Origin of the sequence: Actinomyces mediterranea, from assembly GCF_900155595.1 — a bacterium.
GTDB classification, from domain to species: domain Bacteria; phylum Actinomycetota; class Actinomycetes; order Actinomycetales; family Actinomycetaceae; genus Pauljensenia; species Pauljensenia mediterranea.
The window spans coordinates 319,949-338,230 of the sequence record NZ_FTPB01000003.1; the positions used below are offsets into that span (position 1 = coordinate 319,949).

The following is an 18,282-nucleotide window of genomic DNA, read 5'->3' on the forward strand; positions in this document are numbered from 1 at the left end:
ATCAGTCGATGACGCTGATCGTCGCCTCTTGGGTTGCGACGCCGACCGTTCCGATGGGCCACACCGACTTCACGGGCCCCGCCGGGGTCTGCGCCGTGATGAGCACCGCCATGCGCACCGGTGCGGTTGAGGAGACTCGAGTCGGGCCCGTCGGCAGGTCGAGGGTGATCGTCGAGCCGACTGCGGCGCTGACGACCCTGTCGCCGACTCTGATGGAGATCTCCTCGGCGACGGGATCGAGGGCGCCCGAAGCGGCCGATTGCGGGCCGTCCTCGAGTGGCGTCGTCATCTCCGGTCCCGCGGACTCGGACGATTCACCGCCGGATTGGGGTTCGTCCTCAACGGGGGCGGCATCGATCCCCTGGTTGGTGGGGGCGAGGATCATGAGAGAGGCGCTCACCCCGGTGACGCCGGAGTCCGTGGCAATGGAGGTGGCGCGCAGGGGTCGGGCCGACAGCTGGCGCTTCACGAGTGCAGTGAGTTCGTCGGTTCCGGGAAGGTCGATCCGTGTGACGGGCATTGCCGGTGTGATGACGGACCGGGACGTCCATGTCGTCGAGGACTCGGGCCATTCGGCGCCGGGCGTCGATTGTGCGATGGATGCGACGATCGGCTGATCGGAGGCGACGACGATGGCCGCGCTGGTTCCCGATGCTCCGGTCACGGGCACGTCGAGGACTGTTCCGCCGTCGACCGTCACCGATCCGGGGGGCAGCGGGGCCTCCCCCTCGTCGGTGGACACGGTGATCGCAACGGAGGCGGCCTCGTCGCCGGGCACCGCGATGCGCAGCGAGGACGAGTCGGTCACTCCGAGGAAGACCGTCGAGGTCGTTGGTTTCACGGCGCTCGCCCACGTGCTCCCCCGGGGCACTTCGCCGTCCATGCCGGAGACCTGTGCCCAAACTGCGACGCCCGTACCGTCCGCGCGAATGCGCAGCGCGAGCCTCTCCTGATCGCTCAAGAAGCCCGCAGGAAGCACCGTCACAGCCGACTCTGCGGGGACGGTCACCCTCTGGGGAGTCGTATCGAGCAGTCCCGCGCCGCCATATCCGCTGATCTCAGCGACGGACGCCACCTTCGAGGGGTTCGCGAGGACGAGGACGATATCCTCGCCCAGGGTCGTCGATCCTGCGGCGATCCACTGATCGGTCTGCGGGACCGCACAACCGGTCGCCGACAGCCCGATGAGTTCGCCGCCCCCCTGTCCCGCGACGATCACAGCCGTGGGGACGGTATCGGCTCCTTCGGCGCTCACAGTGGAGGGCGCCGCATCGGATGCGCCCAATCCGGTGGTCGACCAGATGGAGGCGGGAGCGCTCCTGGAGGTGTTGAAGGAATCGGTGACGCCGGGAGGGCATGCCAGCGTGACGGATGAGGGGGAGGCGGACGTGGTCGGAGCCTCCAGCACTACAGGCCTGGCGCTGGGCGCCCATCGATCGGCGGATGCCGCGGCGCCGAGCAGCGCGAGGGAGGCGATAACGGCGACGAGCGCGCCGCGGCGAACGGATAGGCTCATTGCTTCCTCCTCCATGGGATCGCTGCGAGTGCGGTGAGGGCAAGGACTGTGAGCGAGGCGAATCGCCAGGGGCGGGTCCACCATCGCATGTGAGTAATGGCGAGTTCCCCGCCGCCCGTCGCGGCGAATGCCTGCGCCCACCCGTTGTCGGCGGTCAACCCCTCGAGGGGCGCGCCGTCGAGGGTGGCCCTCCACCCGGGGTCTGCCCGCTCTGCGAGGACGATGAGCCCCGCGGCCTCGTCGAGCCGCCCCCGCGCGCTGATCGCCGCAGCATCGAGTGGAACCCACGTGTCGGCTGTGATGACGCGGGCGCGGGCCGTTTGCAATCCGTCCGGCCGTACCCTCCACACGTGCCCCGCATCCGTTGCGCCTACTCGTTCCAATCCGGCGGCGCGGTCGAAGGCCTCCGACAGGGCGCTTGCCCCCGCGGATGCCTCGGGCACGAGAATCGAGTCGATACCGTGGTCGGTGAGGGCCTTCACGCTCTCCTCATCGGGGTAGGAGGCGAGGGTGAGGACGAGGGAGGCGAGTTCCGCGGTTGCATCGTCGGGCGCGCCGCCCGCGTTGAGTGCTTCGAGCCTGGTGATCGCCGAGGAGTCGGTGAGGGCGGGGCCCGCGTGGCGCCACCGCCTCACGGTGAGGTTCGTCAGATCATCGGCGGCGAGGACGACGAGGACGCGGCCCGCGCGCGGGGAATTCTCTCCCTGCTCGGATACTGCGGCGATCAGCGGTAAGGAGGGGGATGAGACATGGTCCGTGGAGAGCAACTCATAGGCGGACAGGCCCTCGTCCGCGCTGCGCGCATCGATGCGCCCCCCGACGGCTCCCGCGCCTGCGATGAGGGCGATGAGGATGACAGCCATGGCGGATCGGGACCACATGCTCATGGCGGGAGCATCCCACGGTTGCGCCGATGGGATTTGGACGAGGATCGCACTGATGAGGCTCACTGCGGCGAGCGACAGCATTGGCGATGTCCACGCCGTTGTCGGCACCCCGGCGTCAACGCCGACGGTCATGCGCGATGTGGCTACCGCCGCCGTGATCGCAGCGGCACCGAGGGCGAAGGCGGGTGCGGCGGAGTGTTCCCGCGCGGCGAAGGCGCTGCGCAGCGCTGCAATGAGGGCGCCGATGAGGAGCAGTCCGCCCACGGTGAGTGAGGCAGCGAGCCAGGGGGTCCATACGGGAACGGCCGGGACTCCCAGGGCGATGACCCCTGCGGGGGCACCCACATCCGCGTAGGAGCCCGCACCCGATGCGAGCAGGGCCTTCCAACCGTTGAGAGTCGCAATGGCGCGTGCTGTGAAGGGGGCGATGACGACGGCGGAGGGGATCACGATGAGTGCGGCGGCGATGGAGCGCTGACGGTATGCACGGGTGAGAGAGGCCGCCGCTGCGACGACGATGAACCACGGAATACACGCCGTTGCGATCGCTGAGGCAAGGGCAGCTCGGGCGTGGGAGCCCCTACGCGCCTGGCGCTCAACGCCGACGGCGCCCTTGGCGGCGTTGACGACCAGTGGTGGCGCGGGCGACGCCAGGCGCATCCAGGAGGCTGCGGCGAGCGGAAGGACGACGTGGAAGAGGACGGCTCCGATCCTCCCTTGAGTCTGCGAGATCGTGAGTGCGGGCAGAAAGGCCCACACCAGGCTCGCGGCCGCAGTGACGGCGACATTGCGGGTCGTCTCTCGGGCGAATACCCACGCGCTGAGTGCGGCGAGCGGTGTCGCCGCGACCATGAGCCAAGTGGCGGCCGTCGTCGGCGAGACGCCGACGACGTGCAGTGGCCATGTCGCTCCAGCGAGGGTGATAAGGAGCGGATCCGCGACGGACGCTGTCCCATCGCCCCCGGGGATCCACGATGCCCAGGCCGCCTCCCATAGGTCGTTCCACGATGCGGGGAGCTGTTTCCACGCCGCCCCGACGAGGTTCGAGGCACTCCCCCACCACCAGACGACGGATATGAGGGCGGTGAGGGCGAGGACCGTTGCAAGGGCGACGGTGCTGCGGTGCTTGTATCGACTCACCGAGTCGGTGATAAGCGAATCGATATGCCCGTCGGGAACGGTGAGGCCCTGTGCGACGAGTCGCTTGCCCTCCGCGAGTTCCCTCCGACTCGTGTAGAGGCCTGCGAGTGAGCGCATGGGGACGACTGCGCTGCGCGAGGCGGCGAAACGGGCGGAGATGAGATGCGGGGTCGCAGCGATGAGTCTGCTCCAGGCGGTGATCTCCGGAAGCGCCAGATGCGATGCCCCGGTGACGAGGCGCGCCGCCATACGAATGGGGGTCCATACGAGGAGCCAGACCATGAGTAGTGGGAGCGCCCACGCGGGAACCGCTTTCGCCCAGTTATATAGCTGGGCGAAGCGCCTAGCGGCGAAGCTCGCATCTTCAGGCTTTACCGTTGCGCGCTTGACGTCAGTGCTGCTATCCGCTGTGCCGGTATCGACTCCGGCGGATGCGTCGGGGAACCCGGGGGTGAGGGACCGTCGGGCGTGGCGCAGTCTCGCCCTGGGGGCGACGACGACCCGGCGTCCTGCGAGGTGGAGTCTGCGCCCCAGGTCGAGACCGTCACCGAAGGGCCCGAGGACGGGGTCTGTGCCGCCGAGCGTCTTCCAAGCCTCGGGGTCGATGAGCATACCCGCGGTACCGACGGCGAGTACATCGCTGGTGGAGTCGTATTGCCCCTGGTCGATCTCTCCGGGTGCGATGCGTTCGAGTCTGCGCGCCGAGGCCGTGGCGAAGATTCCGACTTCGAGCAGCACGGTGCCGTCCTCGCTCACCTGCTTGGGTCCGACTGCTGCGATCGTCCTGCCGCGGTCGGCGACTTCCCATAATTCTTCGAGGCAGGTCGCCTCGGGGATGGAGTCGTCGTGGAGGATCCACCACCAGCGCGCTGAGTCCATGGAGTCGTCGTTGAGGCGTTGCGCGGATCGTATGGCGTCGCCGAGGGTCCGGGCGCCGCAGGTGTTGATGATGCGACAGGAGTCTGCGCGGGCGGTCCCGTCGCCGAGGCAGTCGAGGAGGAGGATCTCGTCGGGGCGCACACTCTGAGCTGCCGCAGCTTCAACGACTTCGGCGACTCGTACGTCACCGCGCGAGACGACGAGGGCGACGACCCCGGATTCCACTGGAGAGGTCACACCGCCATGCGGCGCAGGCGGCGCCGTTCGCGTTCCGATAGCCCGCCCCAGATGCCGAATCGCTCGTCGTGTGCGAGCGCGTATTCGAGGCATTCTTCACGGACGTCGCAGGACTGGCATATGGCTTTCGCCTCTCGGGTCGATCCGCCCTTTTCGGGGAAGAAGGCCTCGGGGTCCGTCTGGGCGCACAGCGCATGCTGCTGCCAGGCCAGTGGGCCGTCTGCTGCGTAGAGGCCGGCATCTAACGCGTCGGACCATGTGATCGGCCCTTCACCCAGAATGTTCCACACGTTGGTGTCTCCTCATGCGCTCCGTATCAATACATGAATTACACGCGTGTCATCCCCATAAGTCAAGCCGTTTGGAGTACATGAGATCTTCTGGCAGACGGACCGATCCGTGGCATAATCGACGGTTTTGGCCGATCATCCCAATCTCTGCTCGATGGTTACTGAGAAAAGGTGCGCATCCTCATTAGGATTTGTGCATGACCTCCCTCCCCCGACTCATCGACGACCTTGCCGCCAACCGCTCTCCGGCGCTCACCGTCTACTCCGCCGAGCGCGTAGAGCTCAACGGGCCGGTCCTCGCCCGGTGGCTCGCAAAAACCGCGAATCTGCTCCGAAATGAGTTCGATCCCGATCTCTTCGGCCCCACAGATGCCCCCGCCCGTATTCATGTGCGCGTTGGACTGTGGCAGGACCTCATCTGGATGCTCGCCGCCCGTGCCATGGGCTGGCTGAGCGCCAACGATGCTGCGGACTTGAGCGTCGGCGATCTCCTCGTCATATCCGAGATCGACGAGGACGCGGCGTCCGCCGCCGAGCGGGGCGTCGTCATTCTCGCCCAACAACAGGATTTCCTCGCATTCTCATGGGCGGGCGGAGAACTCGGGGGCGGAATCGACGATGCGCTGACGGCGCTCATGGCGCAGTCCGATTCGCTCGAGGTCTGCGTCCCCGCGGATGCGCCGTCGATCGAGCAGATCGCGCCCCATCCCGTCCGCGCCGCATCGTCGCAGCGTTGGTGCGCCTCGACGCGCACGGATACTCTGTCGGCGGCAGTCGGCGCCTGGTGTGCGGGGGCGGGGCTCGTCCTCGTCGATCACATGGTCTATTCGAGTGACGACATCCGCCGGATCGCGCACTTCGAGGGCGCCCTTCTCATCGACGGGTAGACTCGGGCGCTCACCAGACGCCGAGGAGTCGTGCGCACGCCAATTGGATGCCCTCGCGACGGTTCCTCCGGATCTGGCACGCCCGGCACACGAAGGATAGCCGGGAGAATATGGAGGGATTCTCGAGCTGGGCGATGAGTCGGTCCAAGTCCCGATTGCGCGCATCGGAATAGCTATTCACCTCTCGAACCGCTGTAGCGGTCAGGATGAACTGGCGCAGGTAGAAGCCGGAGCGCAGTTTCGCGAGTCGCGCCCGGTAGGCGATACGCCCCGAGTTCGCCCCCTGCACATTGTCGTCGTGCTGGCGGTAGTCGACCGTCGGTTGGGCGCTGATCGCCCAATGGGCGCCGACCGCACGGGCGAGGGCGTACAGGTACCAGTCGTGGACGCCGATCTGGGAGAAGTCGAGGTTCGCGAGCAGATCGACGAGCCGGGCGTGCATCTGTGGGGAGAAGACGTAGGTGGATCCGGGACCTGCCGCCTCGAAAATATGGTCCCACCTGCGCTGGGGGGAGTTCTTCTCGATGAGGCGCTCGCGTCCGCGCGAGTCGAAACTCGTGACATTGGAGGAGACGACATCCGCATGCTCGTCCTTCATGTAGGCGAGTTGGGACTCGAGCTTGTCATCGCGCCAGATGTCGTCCTGATCGCTGAAGGCGACATAGGAGCCGTCGAACGCATGAGAGACGAAGAGGTGCAGGAAGTTCGTCGTGACGCCGGGCGGGCCATTGCGGCGGGGCAGGACCCGGATCCGCGAATCGCGTAAGGAACGCTCCATGAGGTGCTCGCGCGTACCATCCGATGACCCATCGTCTGAGACGACGAGTGTGACGGCGACGCCGCGCTGGCGGAGGATGGAGTCCACCTGCTCATCGATCCACCGGCGCCCGTTGTAGGTCGCCATGAGGACGGTGACGCGGGGGGCGTCGCCCGGAGCGGAGGCGAGTCCTGGCACCTGTCAGTGCCCTTCCGCAGCGTATTTCGCTTCGACGGCTTCCTTGAGCGGGGCCCACCAGGCCTCGTTATTCGTGTACCACTCAATGGTGTCGGCGAGGCCCGAACGGAAATCGGTGAAGTGTGGTTCCCATCCGAGTTCTTCGCGCAGCTTCGTGTTGTCGATCGCATAGCGCAGGTCGTGGCCGGGACGGTCGGTGACGTGGTCGAAGTCGTCGGCGGGGTATCCCATGAGCTCGTTGAGGATGGCGACGACATCGCGGTTGTTCGTCTCACCATCGGCGCCGATGAGGTAGGTCTCACCGATGCTGCCCCTCATGAGGATGTCCCAGACGGCGGTGTTGTGGTCGCGCACGTGGATCCAGTCGCGGACATTGAGCCCGTCGCCGTACAGGCGCGGCCGCACCCCGCGCAGGCGATTGGTGATCATGCGGGGGATGAACTTCTCGATGTGCTGGTAGGGGCCGTAGTTGTTCGAGCAGTTCGAAATGGTGGCCTCGACACCGAAAGAACGCACCCAGGCGCGGACGAGGAGGTCGGAGCCCGCCTTCGATGATGAGTACGGGGAGGAGGGGTTGTACGGCGTGGCGGGGGTGAACTTCGCGGGATCGTCGAGTTCAAGATCGCCGTAGACCTCGTCTGTGGAGATGTGATGGAAACGAACCTTGTGACGGCGCACCGCTTCAAGCAGCGTGTAGGTGCCGACGAGGTTCGTCTGGATGAAGGGCGAGGGGTCGTTGAGGGAATTGTCATTGTGGGATTCGGCGGCGAAGTGGACGACGGCATCGGAATCCTTGACGAGGGAGTCGACGAGGTCGGCGTCCACGATATCGCCCTCGACGATCGTGAGGCGCTCGGCCAGATCATCGGTGATATCGGTGAGGGATCCTCTGTTTCCGGCGTAGGTGAACTTGTCGAGGACGACAACATCCGTATCCGTGTGGTCCTCGAGAAGGGTGTGAACGAAGTTCGCACCAATAAAACCTGCTCCACCAGTGACGATGATCTTCACGGTATCTCCTTCATAGTGACCGTTGACTCTCTGACATTATGCCGTACGACTGGCGGAGAAACCGAGTCCACAGTCATTGCGCCGCACAGTCGACGATCGTTATTGAGGAGTCTGTCTGCTGCCATATTTCAAGCGAAGGCTAGATTATGATTTCAGTTCATGCTAGTTTTTGGGATGTTTCACCACTAATCCCACCATTCACTGGAGTCACAGATGTCTTTTCTGCGCGCCGGGGCATTCGTCTCCTCCGCCGTCATGGCGTTCGGCGCTCTCAGCGCTGCCCCCTCATTCGCTCAGGAGAGCACGGGGTCGACTGGCCCCATTCTCACTCTCGCTCTCACAACTTCTTCGAGCACCCCGACGGAGGTGGCGACTGCCGGCATCGACGCCGTCGCAACCGGTTCGGGCCGGGCTGGCGGAAAGCCCCTCATGCGGGGAGTCCTCTCCGCAAGCGGAGACGAGGACGTCCTCGACCCCTCTCAGGACGCCGTGATCCTCACTCAGCCGCTCGCCGTCAATGACTTCATGGTAACCGGACTGACCTGGGAGGACTCCGGCGAGCTCGCCGAGTCCACACAGATGTTCATCCGTGTGAGGGAAAATGGTGCGTGGAGCGAGTGGTATCTGGTCGAGGCCGAGAACGGATCGGGACGCGATGACGGAGTCGGCAAGGTGGGGACGGAGCCGTTCATCACGGGCGGCGCCGATGCGATTCAGGTGCGCGTCACAGGCGACGAAGAAGACCTTCCCGCGGGATTGGAACTCTCCTTGCTGCCCGCCAACCCCGAAGGGGAGAAGGAGCTCACCGAAGCGGATATCGATGTCGCCGCCGCGCAGGGCACACCGGTGAACGAGGACTCCCTCGCCTCCTCCCAGATGGAGGATCCGCTCCTGCTCCAGAGCGCCTCCACTGATCCAGAGAGCACCGTCAATGATCCTGATCCCGACGAGGGCGACGCGGCTGTCGGCTCGGGCCAGTCCGATGCATCGGGAGCCTTGATGGCGCGCGGCTCCAGTGCGGGCGCTCGACTCCTCCCCCAGTTGTTCCCCGCCGCCACCGTATCGACGACGATGCCCGTCGCCGTGACGTCACGCGCACAATGGGGGGCGGATGAATCCATCATGGATTGGGATGTCGAGTACTTCGATGCCCCCTTCGTGATCATCCACCACACTGCGGGGACGAATAACTACACGAAGGCGCAATCCGAATCGATTGTGAGGGGCATATACAGCTACCACGCGCGCACCCTCGGATGGGGCGATGTGGGCTACAACTTCCTCGTCGACAAGTGGGGCAGGGTCTTCGAGGGGCGCTCGGGCTCATTGAGCGCACCGAAGGGCAAAATGACCGAGGGCGGGCATGCCTACGGGTACAACGAGGGAACCATGGGCATCGCGATGCTCGGGACCTACACGTCGGTGGCCCCCTCCGCCGATACCCTCGCATCGGTCGGCAAACTCGCCGGGTGGCAACTCGCTCGCGCGGGGGTCACCGACGCCTCTTCCAGCGGCTACTACGCGCACAAGGCGAAGACTCTGCCGCGAATCCTCGGACACCGCGATGTGAACTCCACCGAATGCCCGGGGAACATCGGATACACCCGACTCCCCCAGGTACGCAGGATCGCGACATCCACCATCACCGACGAGTCCGCCCCGGCAGTCGGGCCGCAGGAGCCACCCTCGACAATCCCGGACCTGTCAAACTCGGGGCACTGGCAGCAGACAATGGGGCTGTGGCAGTGGATCACGTCGAACGGCTCCGCCGCAACAGCCAAGTGGGCGCGCATCAATGGCGCCATCTACTATTTCGACGGCTCCGGTTACATGGTGACCGGGTGGCTCGCAGTGGGATCCACCTGGTACTACTTCCTCCCCTCCGGGGCGAGGGCATCAGGCTGGATCCGGGACTCGGGCTCCTGGTACTACCTCACCCCCTCGACGGACCTCATGACCACGGGTCAGGCGCGCATCAGCGGGCACACCTACATGTTCGCCCCCACCGGAGAATTGCGCACCGGCTGGGTCTACTTCCCCGACGGATGGCGCCACGTCAACGCCTCGGGAAACAACACAACCGGATGGCTCAAGGACTCCGACTCCTGGTACTACCTGGATCCAGCGACGGACCTCATGACCACGGGTCAGGCGCGCATCAGCGGGCACACCTACATGTTCGCCCCCACCGGAGAATTGCGCACCGGCTGGGTCTACTTCCCCGACGGATGGCGCCACGTCAACGCCTCGGGAAACAACACAACCGGATGGCTCAAGGACTCCGACTCCTGGTACTACCTGGATCCAGCGACGGACCTCATGACCACGGGTCAGGCGCGCATCAGCGGGCACACCTACATGTTCGCCCCCACCGGAGAATTGCGCACCGGCTGGGTCTACTTCCCCGACGGATGGCGCCACGTCAACGCCTCGGGAAACAACACAACCGGATGGCTCAAGGACTCCGACTCCTGGTACTACCTCACCCCCTCGACGGACCTCATGACCACGGGTCAGGCGCGCATCAGCGGGCACACCTACATGTTCGCCCCCACCGGAGAATTGCGCACCGGCTGGGTCTACTTCCCCGACGGATGGCGCCACGTCAACGCCTCGGGAAACAACACAACCGGATGGCTCAAGGACTCCGACTCCTGGTACTACCTGGATCCAGCGACGGACCTCATGACGACCGGCTGGCTCAACGACCACGGCACCTGGTACTGGTTCAATGGGTCAGGCGTCATGGCGACGGGTACGGTGACGATCGATGGGAGGGCCAATCAATTCGATGCCTCCGGGGCCTGGATCGGCTACGTCGATCAGCATCCGGTCATGGCCACACCGACAGCCTCCCGGATGTCCCTCATCTCGACGATGACGAGCACCTATCGGAGGCAGGGACGACCCTACCCCGCATCTGTCATGCGCAGTGGGGGCGCCGGTGACATCACAACCTTCGTCACGATCCTCTACGACGAGGCAGTCGCCGAGGGCATCAGCCCCGAACTCTTGTTCTGCCAGGTCATGAAAGAGACCGGATGGCTTCGATTCGGCGGCGACGTCAAAGCGACGCAGTTCAACTTCGGCGGCATCGGCGCAGTCGGCGGCGGAGCGGGCGGAGCCTCATTCTCCTCGGTGAGGATCGGGCTGCGCGCCCAGGTCCAACACCTGCGCGCCTACGCGGATCCTCGAGTGACTGCCGACAAACTTGCGTATCCGCTGGTCGATCCGCGTTTCAACTACGTGCGCAAGGGATCGGCACCCCACGTCGAATACCTCGGCGTCCAAGAGAACCCCTCCCGTGCGGGATGGGCAATGGCGAAGAACTACGGCTACGACCTCGTCGCGATGATGCAGATGCACTTCTGATCCGCGACGGGCGCGCATACCAGCCGTCTTATCCGGGGTAATTCGGCCCCAGGACCACTCGGGCCGGATCGTGATTGACCCGCTCGTCTTCGGGGGGCAGCCGCATGTAGTCCCCATACCCCCGAGTGAGCACTGCGTCATAATCCGCGGGGAGGAGAACGGTGATGTCGTCGAAGGCAACACGGCGTGCGGGGAAGAGTTCGTCAATCGACGCCGACCACCTCTTCGGATCCCGGGTGGAGTAATCCCCGAGCAGACGGGACGAGGATCCCTCATACATGCGCGCCGCCGCCTCCCACTTCTCCACGAGGAAGCGCGGCTTCACGCGCAGCAGGTGCAGCGCTGCATGCACGCCGTGCATGATGGCCGAGGCAGCGACATTAAGCGGAACGGGCAGTGATACATCCGGCGTCGCAGTCCCATGGAGGAAGAGCATCCTCCCCCACAGCCATGTCCTTCGCGCCTGCTTGACGTAGAGCGCGTCGTCCTCGGGAATCGGATCGAGCGGGAACAGGTCCACTCCAATAGGCATCGTGTAGGGCCGATTCTTGGCGACTCTCGGTGTGAACTCCGATCCGGCCAGACCGAGTATCCCGAAGGACTTCGGATAGGCGGGATCCGTTTCGGAGGCGATGAGGACGAAACCGTCGTGCAGGATCGTCGGCCCCTCGCTCAGGAGGCGCTCGTAGTCGGAACGAGGCATGCACACGTCGACATCGTCGTCCCACGGGATGAACCCCCCGTGGCGGACCGCACCGATCGCGGTGCCCCCGTAGACCACATACCGCAGGCCGAGTTCCTCGCAGACACGGTCGAGTTCAGCGAGGGCGTATCGGGTCGCCTTCTGGACAGCGCGCAACTGGTCTGAGTCGCGGGGGGCAGTCACGATTGGAGTCCTTTCGGTCGTTATGCCGCGTCGTTGCTCAGCGAGAACTCACGCCAGTTCGGCGTCGCCGCGAGCACCGTCCCAATCAGGATAACCACGCAGCAGACGATCTGCAGCGGCGTCGGCACCGTTCCGATGAGGATGAGGGCGAAGAGCACCGCCCACGCAGAATAGGAGATGTTGAGCGCCATGCCGCGCGATGCGCCGACCGAGGCAATGGCCTTGTAGTAGAAGAGATAGGAGGCGGTTCCCGCCAGTGCGGCCAGGACGACGATCCCTGTCCCCAGGGTCGGGGCCGCGCGCAGTGTGAAGCCGACAACTCCGCCGATGGGGGCGACTGCAAGGACATAGACGAGGGCGGAGGTCGTCTCGCGGATCTGCAGAGCCGTTTCATTGTCGACATCGTCGTCGCGCATGCCCCATGCGAGGATCACCGCTTCCGAACCCCAGCCGAAGACGCAGGCCAGGGCCGCGATGACGCCGAGGACGGGGTTGCCCGAGGTTTCACTGCCAGTCGAGGAGTATCCGATGAGGATGATCGCGCCGAGGGCGACCAGCAGTGCGACGATCTGGCGGGGCTTCATGCGTTCTTTGAGGAAGATGAACGCCAGGAGAGTGCCGACTGCGGGGTAGAAGGTGGAGATGATCGCCGTGTAGCCCGGGCCGATATTATTGATCGCAATGAGGTAGCCGGTCATGCCGAAGGGCCCGCCGAGGAGGGCGCCGAGCATGATCGCCTTCCCGGACTTCGTGCGGATCGCTGCGAGAGTGTCCCTCAGTCGCCCTCGCACTCCCATGTAGACGAGGAGGATGAGAGCGGTGAGGACGTCGTGGAGGATCGCGCTGGCCAATGAGGCCTCGCCCGCTCCGAGGAAGGGAGCCATGGCGAGGGCGATTCCCAGAACGACGGTGTCCAAGCCCCACAGGGCTCCGGAGAAGATTCCCCATTTCATTGTTCTTACTCCTCAGTGGTCGTGATGGGAAGCGGATTCATAGTCGGCGAGAAGCCGGTTGACGTAATCGGCCGCATGACGGTAGTAGATAAGCAGCCACTCCCCCACGTCATCGCCCTCGGCCTCCTTGACGAGCGCCCACAGGTACCAGCACCACCCGGCGAAGACGACATACGCCCAGAAGTGGCGCCTCTCCATATCGGTGGGTGTGCGCCCGAAGTAGTCGCACAGGGCCTGCTCAGCCCGTTCCTCGGACAGTTCGGGGGTGCAGACCACCATGGTCCCGAAGTCGGCGGCGACATCCGACATCCCTGCGTACTCCCAGTCGATGAGATCGATCCTGCCGTCCGCGTCGACGAGAAAGTTCGGCGGGAAGAAGTCATTGTGACTGGGGACGAGTTCGAAGCCATCGGCGTCGGCGTATTCCTTCAGGCGCAGCACCTTGGCCTTGAGCTCGTCGTATCCGGGCAGCTCGATGTCCCCGTGCTGGCGCAGGATTCCCTCGTATCGCAGTCCCTCGGCGATGAAGTCGAACGACCGTCCGAGAGTGCGCCCGGAGTCGTGGAGTTCACGGTTCATCACCATGGCGCGGCGCAGCTCCTCCGGGTTGGTGACGTCGAGGTTGCGCACATTGGGAACGAAGCGGGAGATCTTCCATCCGCGCGCGGGGTCGCCCGTGATGAAGGTGTGATCGATGCCGATCTCCCCGGCGAGGGTGAGGGCGTCGAGTTCTGCTTGGCGGTCGACGATCTGGTCGGTTCCGGCGCCGGGGTGGCGGTAGACGTATTCATCATCGCCGACGCGGAAGTGGCATGACAGGTTCGTGATCCCCTGCTTGAGGGGGTAGAAGTCCGTGATGTCGGTCGTCGAGCACCCCAGGGCTCTCTCAATATTGTCAAAGACCTCTGAGTCGATGTTCTCCATGAAATGGGGGTCGAAGCTGCGCAGCTCGTCCACGGAGTCGAACTCGTAGATGACGCCCTCGGGGTATTCGCGGATGACCATATCGAGTTCTTTGACGTGGTCGAGGAAGATTCTCTCCCACAGCTTCGACGCGGTCTCGGGCCGGTGGTAGACCCGCTCGAGGATGGAGCGGAAAGAGGCGGAGAATGCACGATCGAAGTAGACATGTCCGAGCATGGTCCACGCGTTGTCACCTCCGACGGTGGCGCCGATGATTCTCCCATTCGCCCCCGTGGTGATGCACCACTCGTCGGTGGGGCCCTCGACGTAGTTCGCAGAGTAGTAGGCCTTGTAGACGTGGGATTCGAAGGGGTTCTTCGTGAAGTAGTCGTCGGAGGAGCATACGTAGGTGTTGGCGAGGATGTCTTTGACCAGCCACAGGGACCCGTTGTTATTGCGGATGGCGTAGTCCCTGTTGACGACGATCTTCACGTCGTACTTGTCGATGAGGTAGAAGAAGTACTCCTTCTTGTATCCGACGACGACGGTGATGTCGGTGATGCCCGCCTCGTGGAGCTGGCGGATCTGCCGTTCGATGAGCACTTCTCCGAGGACCTTGAGCGTTCCCTTGGGGCGCTCGTATGAGATCGGCGCGAAACGGGAGGATAGGCCCGCTGCCATGATGACGGCGTTGTTGACGGCATAGGGGTCAAGAGCTGCTCGTCCGGCGTCCGTCAGGGCGCGCTCTTCGATGAGACCCCTGGCTTCGCATTCGCGCACAGCAGTGTTGACGCGCCCCAGAGACATGCCCGTGGTCGCCTGAAGCTCTCGCTGTGTCAATGGCCCGTCGGCGGTATTGAGGGCGTTGAGGACTTCGAATTGAGGGCGTGTGAGTACGTCGGCCACGACACATCCGTTCACTAGGAAAAGATCTGACATTACGTTCAAACATACGTCACAATAATACTTCTCTGAACATTTAACGTGTCGTGTTGCTCACACGAGCAGCGCTGAGTGTCACCTCCCCTGACCGATGACGAGGCGCGGCACCCCCGCCCACAACTCTGCAGCCGTTATCCGCCGCCCGTCAACGAGCAGCCGCACACCGGGCACATCCTGTGGAGCGAGCGAGGCGTATTCGCGGTGATCAGCCTGGATGATCGCAGCATCGGCGGCCCGACCGAGGCGGAAGGGCTCCCACCCGAAAGCCCTCAACTCATCATCGGTGTACATCGGGTCGTGGACGAGGACGCGGGCGCCGCGGGCGACCAGAGCATTGACGAGGGGAAAGACCCCGGAGAACGCGGTCTCCTTCACACCGCCGCGATAGGAGGCGCCGAAGACAACGACCCTCAGCCCGCCGAGCGGGCCGAGAATCCCGCTCAGGCGGTCCACCGCATAGCCGGGCATCGTCTCATTGAACTCCCGGGCTTTCCGAACAATCGTGGCATCCGGATCAGTCGACAGGTAGAGCCTGGGGTAGACGGGGATGCAGTGGCCGCCGACTGCGATACCGGGCCGGTGGATATGCGAATAGGGCTGAGAATTGCAGGCATCGATGACCCGTTCGATGTCAATGCCGACGCGGTCGGCGAACACGGCGAATTGATTCGCCAATCCGATATTGACATCGCGGTACGTCGTCTCCGCAAGTTTCGCCAATTCTGCGGCCTCGGCGCTGCCCATATCCCACACTCCATTGCCCCCGGGCAGGTCGGCGCGCTCATCGAAGTCGAGGACCTGCTGATAGAAGGAGATTCCCGCCCTCGTCCCCGCCTCGGACAGTCCGCCGATGAGTTTGGGGTACCTGCGCAGGTCGGCGAAGACCCTGCCGGTGAGGACCCGTTCGGGGCTGAAGACGAGGTGGAAGTCGTGCCCCTCCTCAAGGCCGGAAACGGCTTCGATGAGGGGCCGGAAGCGCTCTCGGGTCGTCCCCACGGGAAGCGTCGTTTCATAGGAGATGAGGGTTTCCGGCGTGAGGGAAGCGGCGAGGGCACGAGTCGCCGCATCCAACGGCGCGAAGTCCGGGACGCCCTCCTCGTCGACGACAAGCGGGACGACGAGGACGACGGCATCGGCGCGCGGGATCGCCTCGGCGTAGTCGGTCGTCGCCCGTAAGGTGCCCCGGGCGACGACGCGGGCGAGGAGGCCGTCGAGGTGCGCCTCCCCGGGGAAGGGCGACCGCCCCTCATTGACGAGGGCGACTGTACGCGCATCGACGTCGACGCCGACGACATCGTGGCCCTTCGTCGCGTACTGGACGGCGAGGGGCAGTCCGATCTTCCCGAGGGCGACGACTGCGATGCGCATATGAGTCCTTCCTCTTATCCCGCATACCCCCACAGTATGCCCGATGCCCGTCGCCGCCTACCATGTGGATATGACCCGTCCGCAGATCCTCGACCTGTCCTTTTCCCCGCTCGTTCGCGACGCGAGGGTCTTGAGGCAGCTGTCCGTCGTCTACGACTTCGGCGAGGTCACGACCTGCGGTTACGGCCCCGCAACGCCCTATTCGGCGCATCATGTGCAGATCCCCTCCGATGCCCCCTCCCTGCCGCAGACCCTCGGGGGCGTTGCGAATCTCGCGCTGCACCGCCACCTCGCCGCCGATCTGCAGGCGCCCGGGGCGACGGCGGTCCGCGGGGATCTCATGTCACGGGACTTCGACCTCGTCATCGCCAATGATGCGCGCGCCCTGCCCCTCGCCTTCGCAGCGGCGAAGGGGGCGCCCGTGTGGGTGGATCTTCACGAGTGGGCTCCCGAGGAGCGCACCCACATCGCCTCCTGGCGACTCCTCGTCGCCCCGTGGATCGACTCCGTGTGCCGCCGCTACCTTCCGCGCGTCTGCGCGGCGACGACCGTCGGCGCGCGAATCGCGGACCTGTATGACAGGCGCTACGGGGTGCGTCCGCAGCTCATGCGCAATGCCGCGCCCTACGCGGACCTCACCCCCTCTCCCCTGCTCTCCACGGGGGTGCTGCGCCTCGCGCACTCGGGGGCGGCGATCCCCGGCAGGGCGCTGGAGACGATGATTGAAGCGATCCTCGAAGCGGGAGAGGGATTCACCCTCGACCTCTACCTCGTCCCGGGAGGCGATGGCGGCGCCTATCTGCGAGATCTGCATGCACTGGCATCCGCAGACGCGAGAATCCGCTTCCGCGATCCGGTGGCGCCCGCCGACCTGCCCCGCGTCCTCAACGCCTATGACATCGGGGTCTTCTGGATCCCGCCGTTCAATACGAACGCGAGGCTCACCCTTCCGAACAAGTTCTTCGACTTCATCCAGGCGCGCCTCGCCGTCGCCGTCGGCCCGAGCGTCGAAATGGAGGACCTCGTCCGCGGGTACGGGCTCGGCGCAGTCTCCTCGGGCTTCACCGTCTGCGAGATCGTCGACTCCCTGCATTCGCTGACGCCCGCTGCCGTCAGGACGTTCAAGGAGGCGACGCACGCGGCGGCCCGGCCCTTGAGCTTCGATTCCGAGGCCGACGTCGCCCGCGCAATACTCAGCGGTCTATTGCGCTGAGGAACCGGCTGGGGACCCATCGATCCGATACCGAGGATCGATCTGCTGCAACTCGGCAAAAGAGTCGATCTCATCGATATCGCTGAACGCGCACTCCTTGATGTGCAACTCGTAGCGATCGCGGCGGATCACGCACGGCACGTCGTCCCAGAAGCGCTGCTTCGTCTCGTCATCCTCGTCGAAACAGGCGGGCAGATCCTCTGCGAGCCTCGCACCGTCCTCACGCGACCAATAGCTGATGCCGAACATGTGATAGCAATTCACGCCGCCCTTGTGCAGGTCGGTGATGACGCCGTCCTCCGTATCGAAGCACCAGTCGGGTGTCTGTTCCACGGGAACGCCGAAATAGTGCGACTCATAGTTGTACGCGGTGAGCACCGACGGATTCGTCAGATACAGATCCGATTCGAAGACGTAGGCGTTGGAGAAGTGCTCGGCGGCGACGCATGCCGACGACAGGTTGTTCGTCGTGGCGTAGATCGGATTCTCGAGGATCGTCACCATCGGATACCGATCTTTGAGGAGGGTGAACTGCTCCTTGAGATATCCGGTGACAATGTAGATCTCCGTGACGCCGATGCCGAGCAGGGCGTCGAGGATCGTTTCAATGATGCGCGTCCCATTGACGTTGACGAGGGGCTTGGGCGTATTGAGGGTGATCGGGACCATCCGCGAGCCGAACCCGCTCGCCAGAAGGATCGCGCGCTTCACGCGGTAGGGCTCGAGGGCGGAGAGATCATCCGCCGTCGCCGTTCCGGCCTCGTATCGCGCAACGCGCTCATCGAACTCCCCGCGACTCAGTTCAGACACTGCTTCCTCCCTTTCGCACGCAACGCCCTCATC

General features: G+C 64.7%; 13 protein-coding genes. 3 read left to right on the plus strand and 10 right to left on the minus strand.

The window, feature by feature from the left end:
* Nucleotide 1 precedes the first annotated feature (1 nt).
* From BQ7471_RS02565 to BQ7471_RS02575, 3 genes are read right to left on the minus strand one after another with little or no spacing between them, the layout of a single operon-like run.
* Nucleotides 2-1,516: a DUF5719 family protein gene (locus BQ7471_RS02565; RefSeq protein ID WP_076463973.1), complete on the minus strand. Its 1,515-nt coding sequence runs from the start codon at nt 1,514-1,516 to the stop codon at nt 2-4.
* Nucleotides 1,513-4,659, minus strand: coding sequence for a glycosyltransferase (locus BQ7471_RS02570; RefSeq protein WP_076463975.1), 3,147 nt, complete (start codon nt 4,657-4,659; stop codon nt 1,513-1,515). Before BQ7471_RS02570 ends, BQ7471_RS02565 begins: the two co-directional genes overlap by 4 nt.
* Nucleotides 4,656-4,922: a WhiB family transcriptional regulator gene (locus BQ7471_RS02575; RefSeq protein ID WP_407922677.1), complete on the minus strand. Its 267-nt coding sequence runs from the start codon at nt 4,920-4,922 to the stop codon at nt 4,656-4,658. The genes BQ7471_RS02570 and BQ7471_RS02575 overlap by 4 nt, the downstream gene beginning before the upstream one ends.
* 224 nt (nt 4,923-5,146) lie before the next feature.
* Here BQ7471_RS02575 and BQ7471_RS02580 point away from each other — a divergent pair, with 224 nt between their 5' ends.
* Nucleotides 5,147-5,836 carry a hypothetical protein gene (locus BQ7471_RS02580; protein ID WP_076463979.1) on the plus strand — a complete coding sequence of 230 codons (690 nt, stop codon included), beginning with the start codon at nt 5,147-5,149 and terminating at the stop codon, nt 5,834-5,836.
* Between the two features lie 10 nt (nt 5,837-5,846).
* Here the strand turns inward: BQ7471_RS02580 and BQ7471_RS02585 are convergent, their stop codons facing one another.
* Together BQ7471_RS02585 and rfbB are read right to left on the minus strand one after the other, a co-directional pair.
* Nucleotides 5,847-6,791: a glycosyltransferase gene (locus BQ7471_RS02585; protein WP_076463980.1), complete on the minus strand. Its 945-nt coding sequence runs from the start codon at nt 6,789-6,791 to the stop codon at nt 5,847-5,849.
* Nucleotides 6,792-6,794: 3 nt separating this feature from the next.
* The gene (rfbB, locus tag BQ7471_RS02590) at nt 6,795-7,802 is read right to left on the minus strand and encodes a dTDP-glucose 4,6-dehydratase (RefSeq protein ID WP_076463982.1); all 1,008 of its coding nucleotides are present in this window, start codon (nt 7,800-7,802) and stop codon (nt 6,795-6,797) included.
* A gap of 213 nt (nt 7,803-8,015) precedes the next feature.
* Here rfbB and BQ7471_RS02595 point away from each other — a divergent pair, with 213 nt between their 5' ends.
* Nucleotides 8,016-11,174 carry an N-acetylmuramoyl-L-alanine amidase gene (locus BQ7471_RS02595; RefSeq protein WP_076463984.1) on the plus strand — a complete coding sequence of 1,053 codons (3,159 nt, stop codon included), beginning with the start codon at nt 8,016-8,018 and terminating at the stop codon, nt 11,172-11,174.
* A 28-nt stretch (nt 11,175-11,202) separates the two neighbouring features.
* Here the strand turns inward: BQ7471_RS02595 and BQ7471_RS02600 are convergent, their stop codons facing one another.
* The 4 genes from BQ7471_RS02600 to BQ7471_RS02615 form a co-directional block, all read right to left on the minus strand.
* A complete protein-coding gene (locus tag BQ7471_RS02600) occupies nt 11,203-12,060 on the minus strand; it encodes a LicD family protein (RefSeq protein WP_076463986.1) in 858 nt (285 codons plus the stop codon).
* Nucleotides 12,061-12,080: 20 nt separating this feature from the next.
* Entirely contained in the window at nt 12,081-13,013 is a 933-nt protein-coding gene (locus tag BQ7471_RS02605; RefSeq protein ID WP_076463988.1) for a DMT family transporter, read from the minus strand.
* A gap of 12 nt (nt 13,014-13,025) precedes the next feature.
* Nucleotides 13,026-14,822, minus strand: a complete 1,797-nt coding sequence (locus BQ7471_RS02610) for a phosphotransferase (RefSeq protein WP_407922673.1) — start codon at nt 14,820-14,822, stop codon at nt 13,026-13,028.
* Between the two features lie 111 nt (nt 14,823-14,933).
* Nucleotides 14,934-16,226, minus strand: a complete 1,293-nt coding sequence (locus BQ7471_RS02615; RefSeq protein ID WP_076463992.1) for a nucleotide sugar dehydrogenase — start codon at nt 16,224-16,226, stop codon at nt 14,934-14,936.
* A 70-nt stretch (nt 16,227-16,296) separates the two neighbouring features.
* On the opposite strand from BQ7471_RS02615, the gene BQ7471_RS02620 reads away from it, so the two are divergent.
* A complete protein-coding gene (locus BQ7471_RS02620) occupies nt 16,297-17,439 on the plus strand; it encodes a glycosyltransferase family protein (RefSeq protein ID WP_076464403.1) in 1,143 nt (380 codons plus the stop codon).
* Here the strand turns inward: BQ7471_RS02620 and BQ7471_RS02625 are convergent.
* Complete coding sequence (locus BQ7471_RS02625) at nt 17,428-18,249, minus strand: NTP transferase domain-containing protein (RefSeq protein ID WP_083663204.1); 822 nt, start codon at nt 18,247-18,249, stop codon at nt 17,428-17,430. The two genes, BQ7471_RS02620 and BQ7471_RS02625, sit on opposite strands and share 12 nt — an antisense overlap.
* Nucleotides 18,250-18,282: the final 33 nt, after the last annotated feature.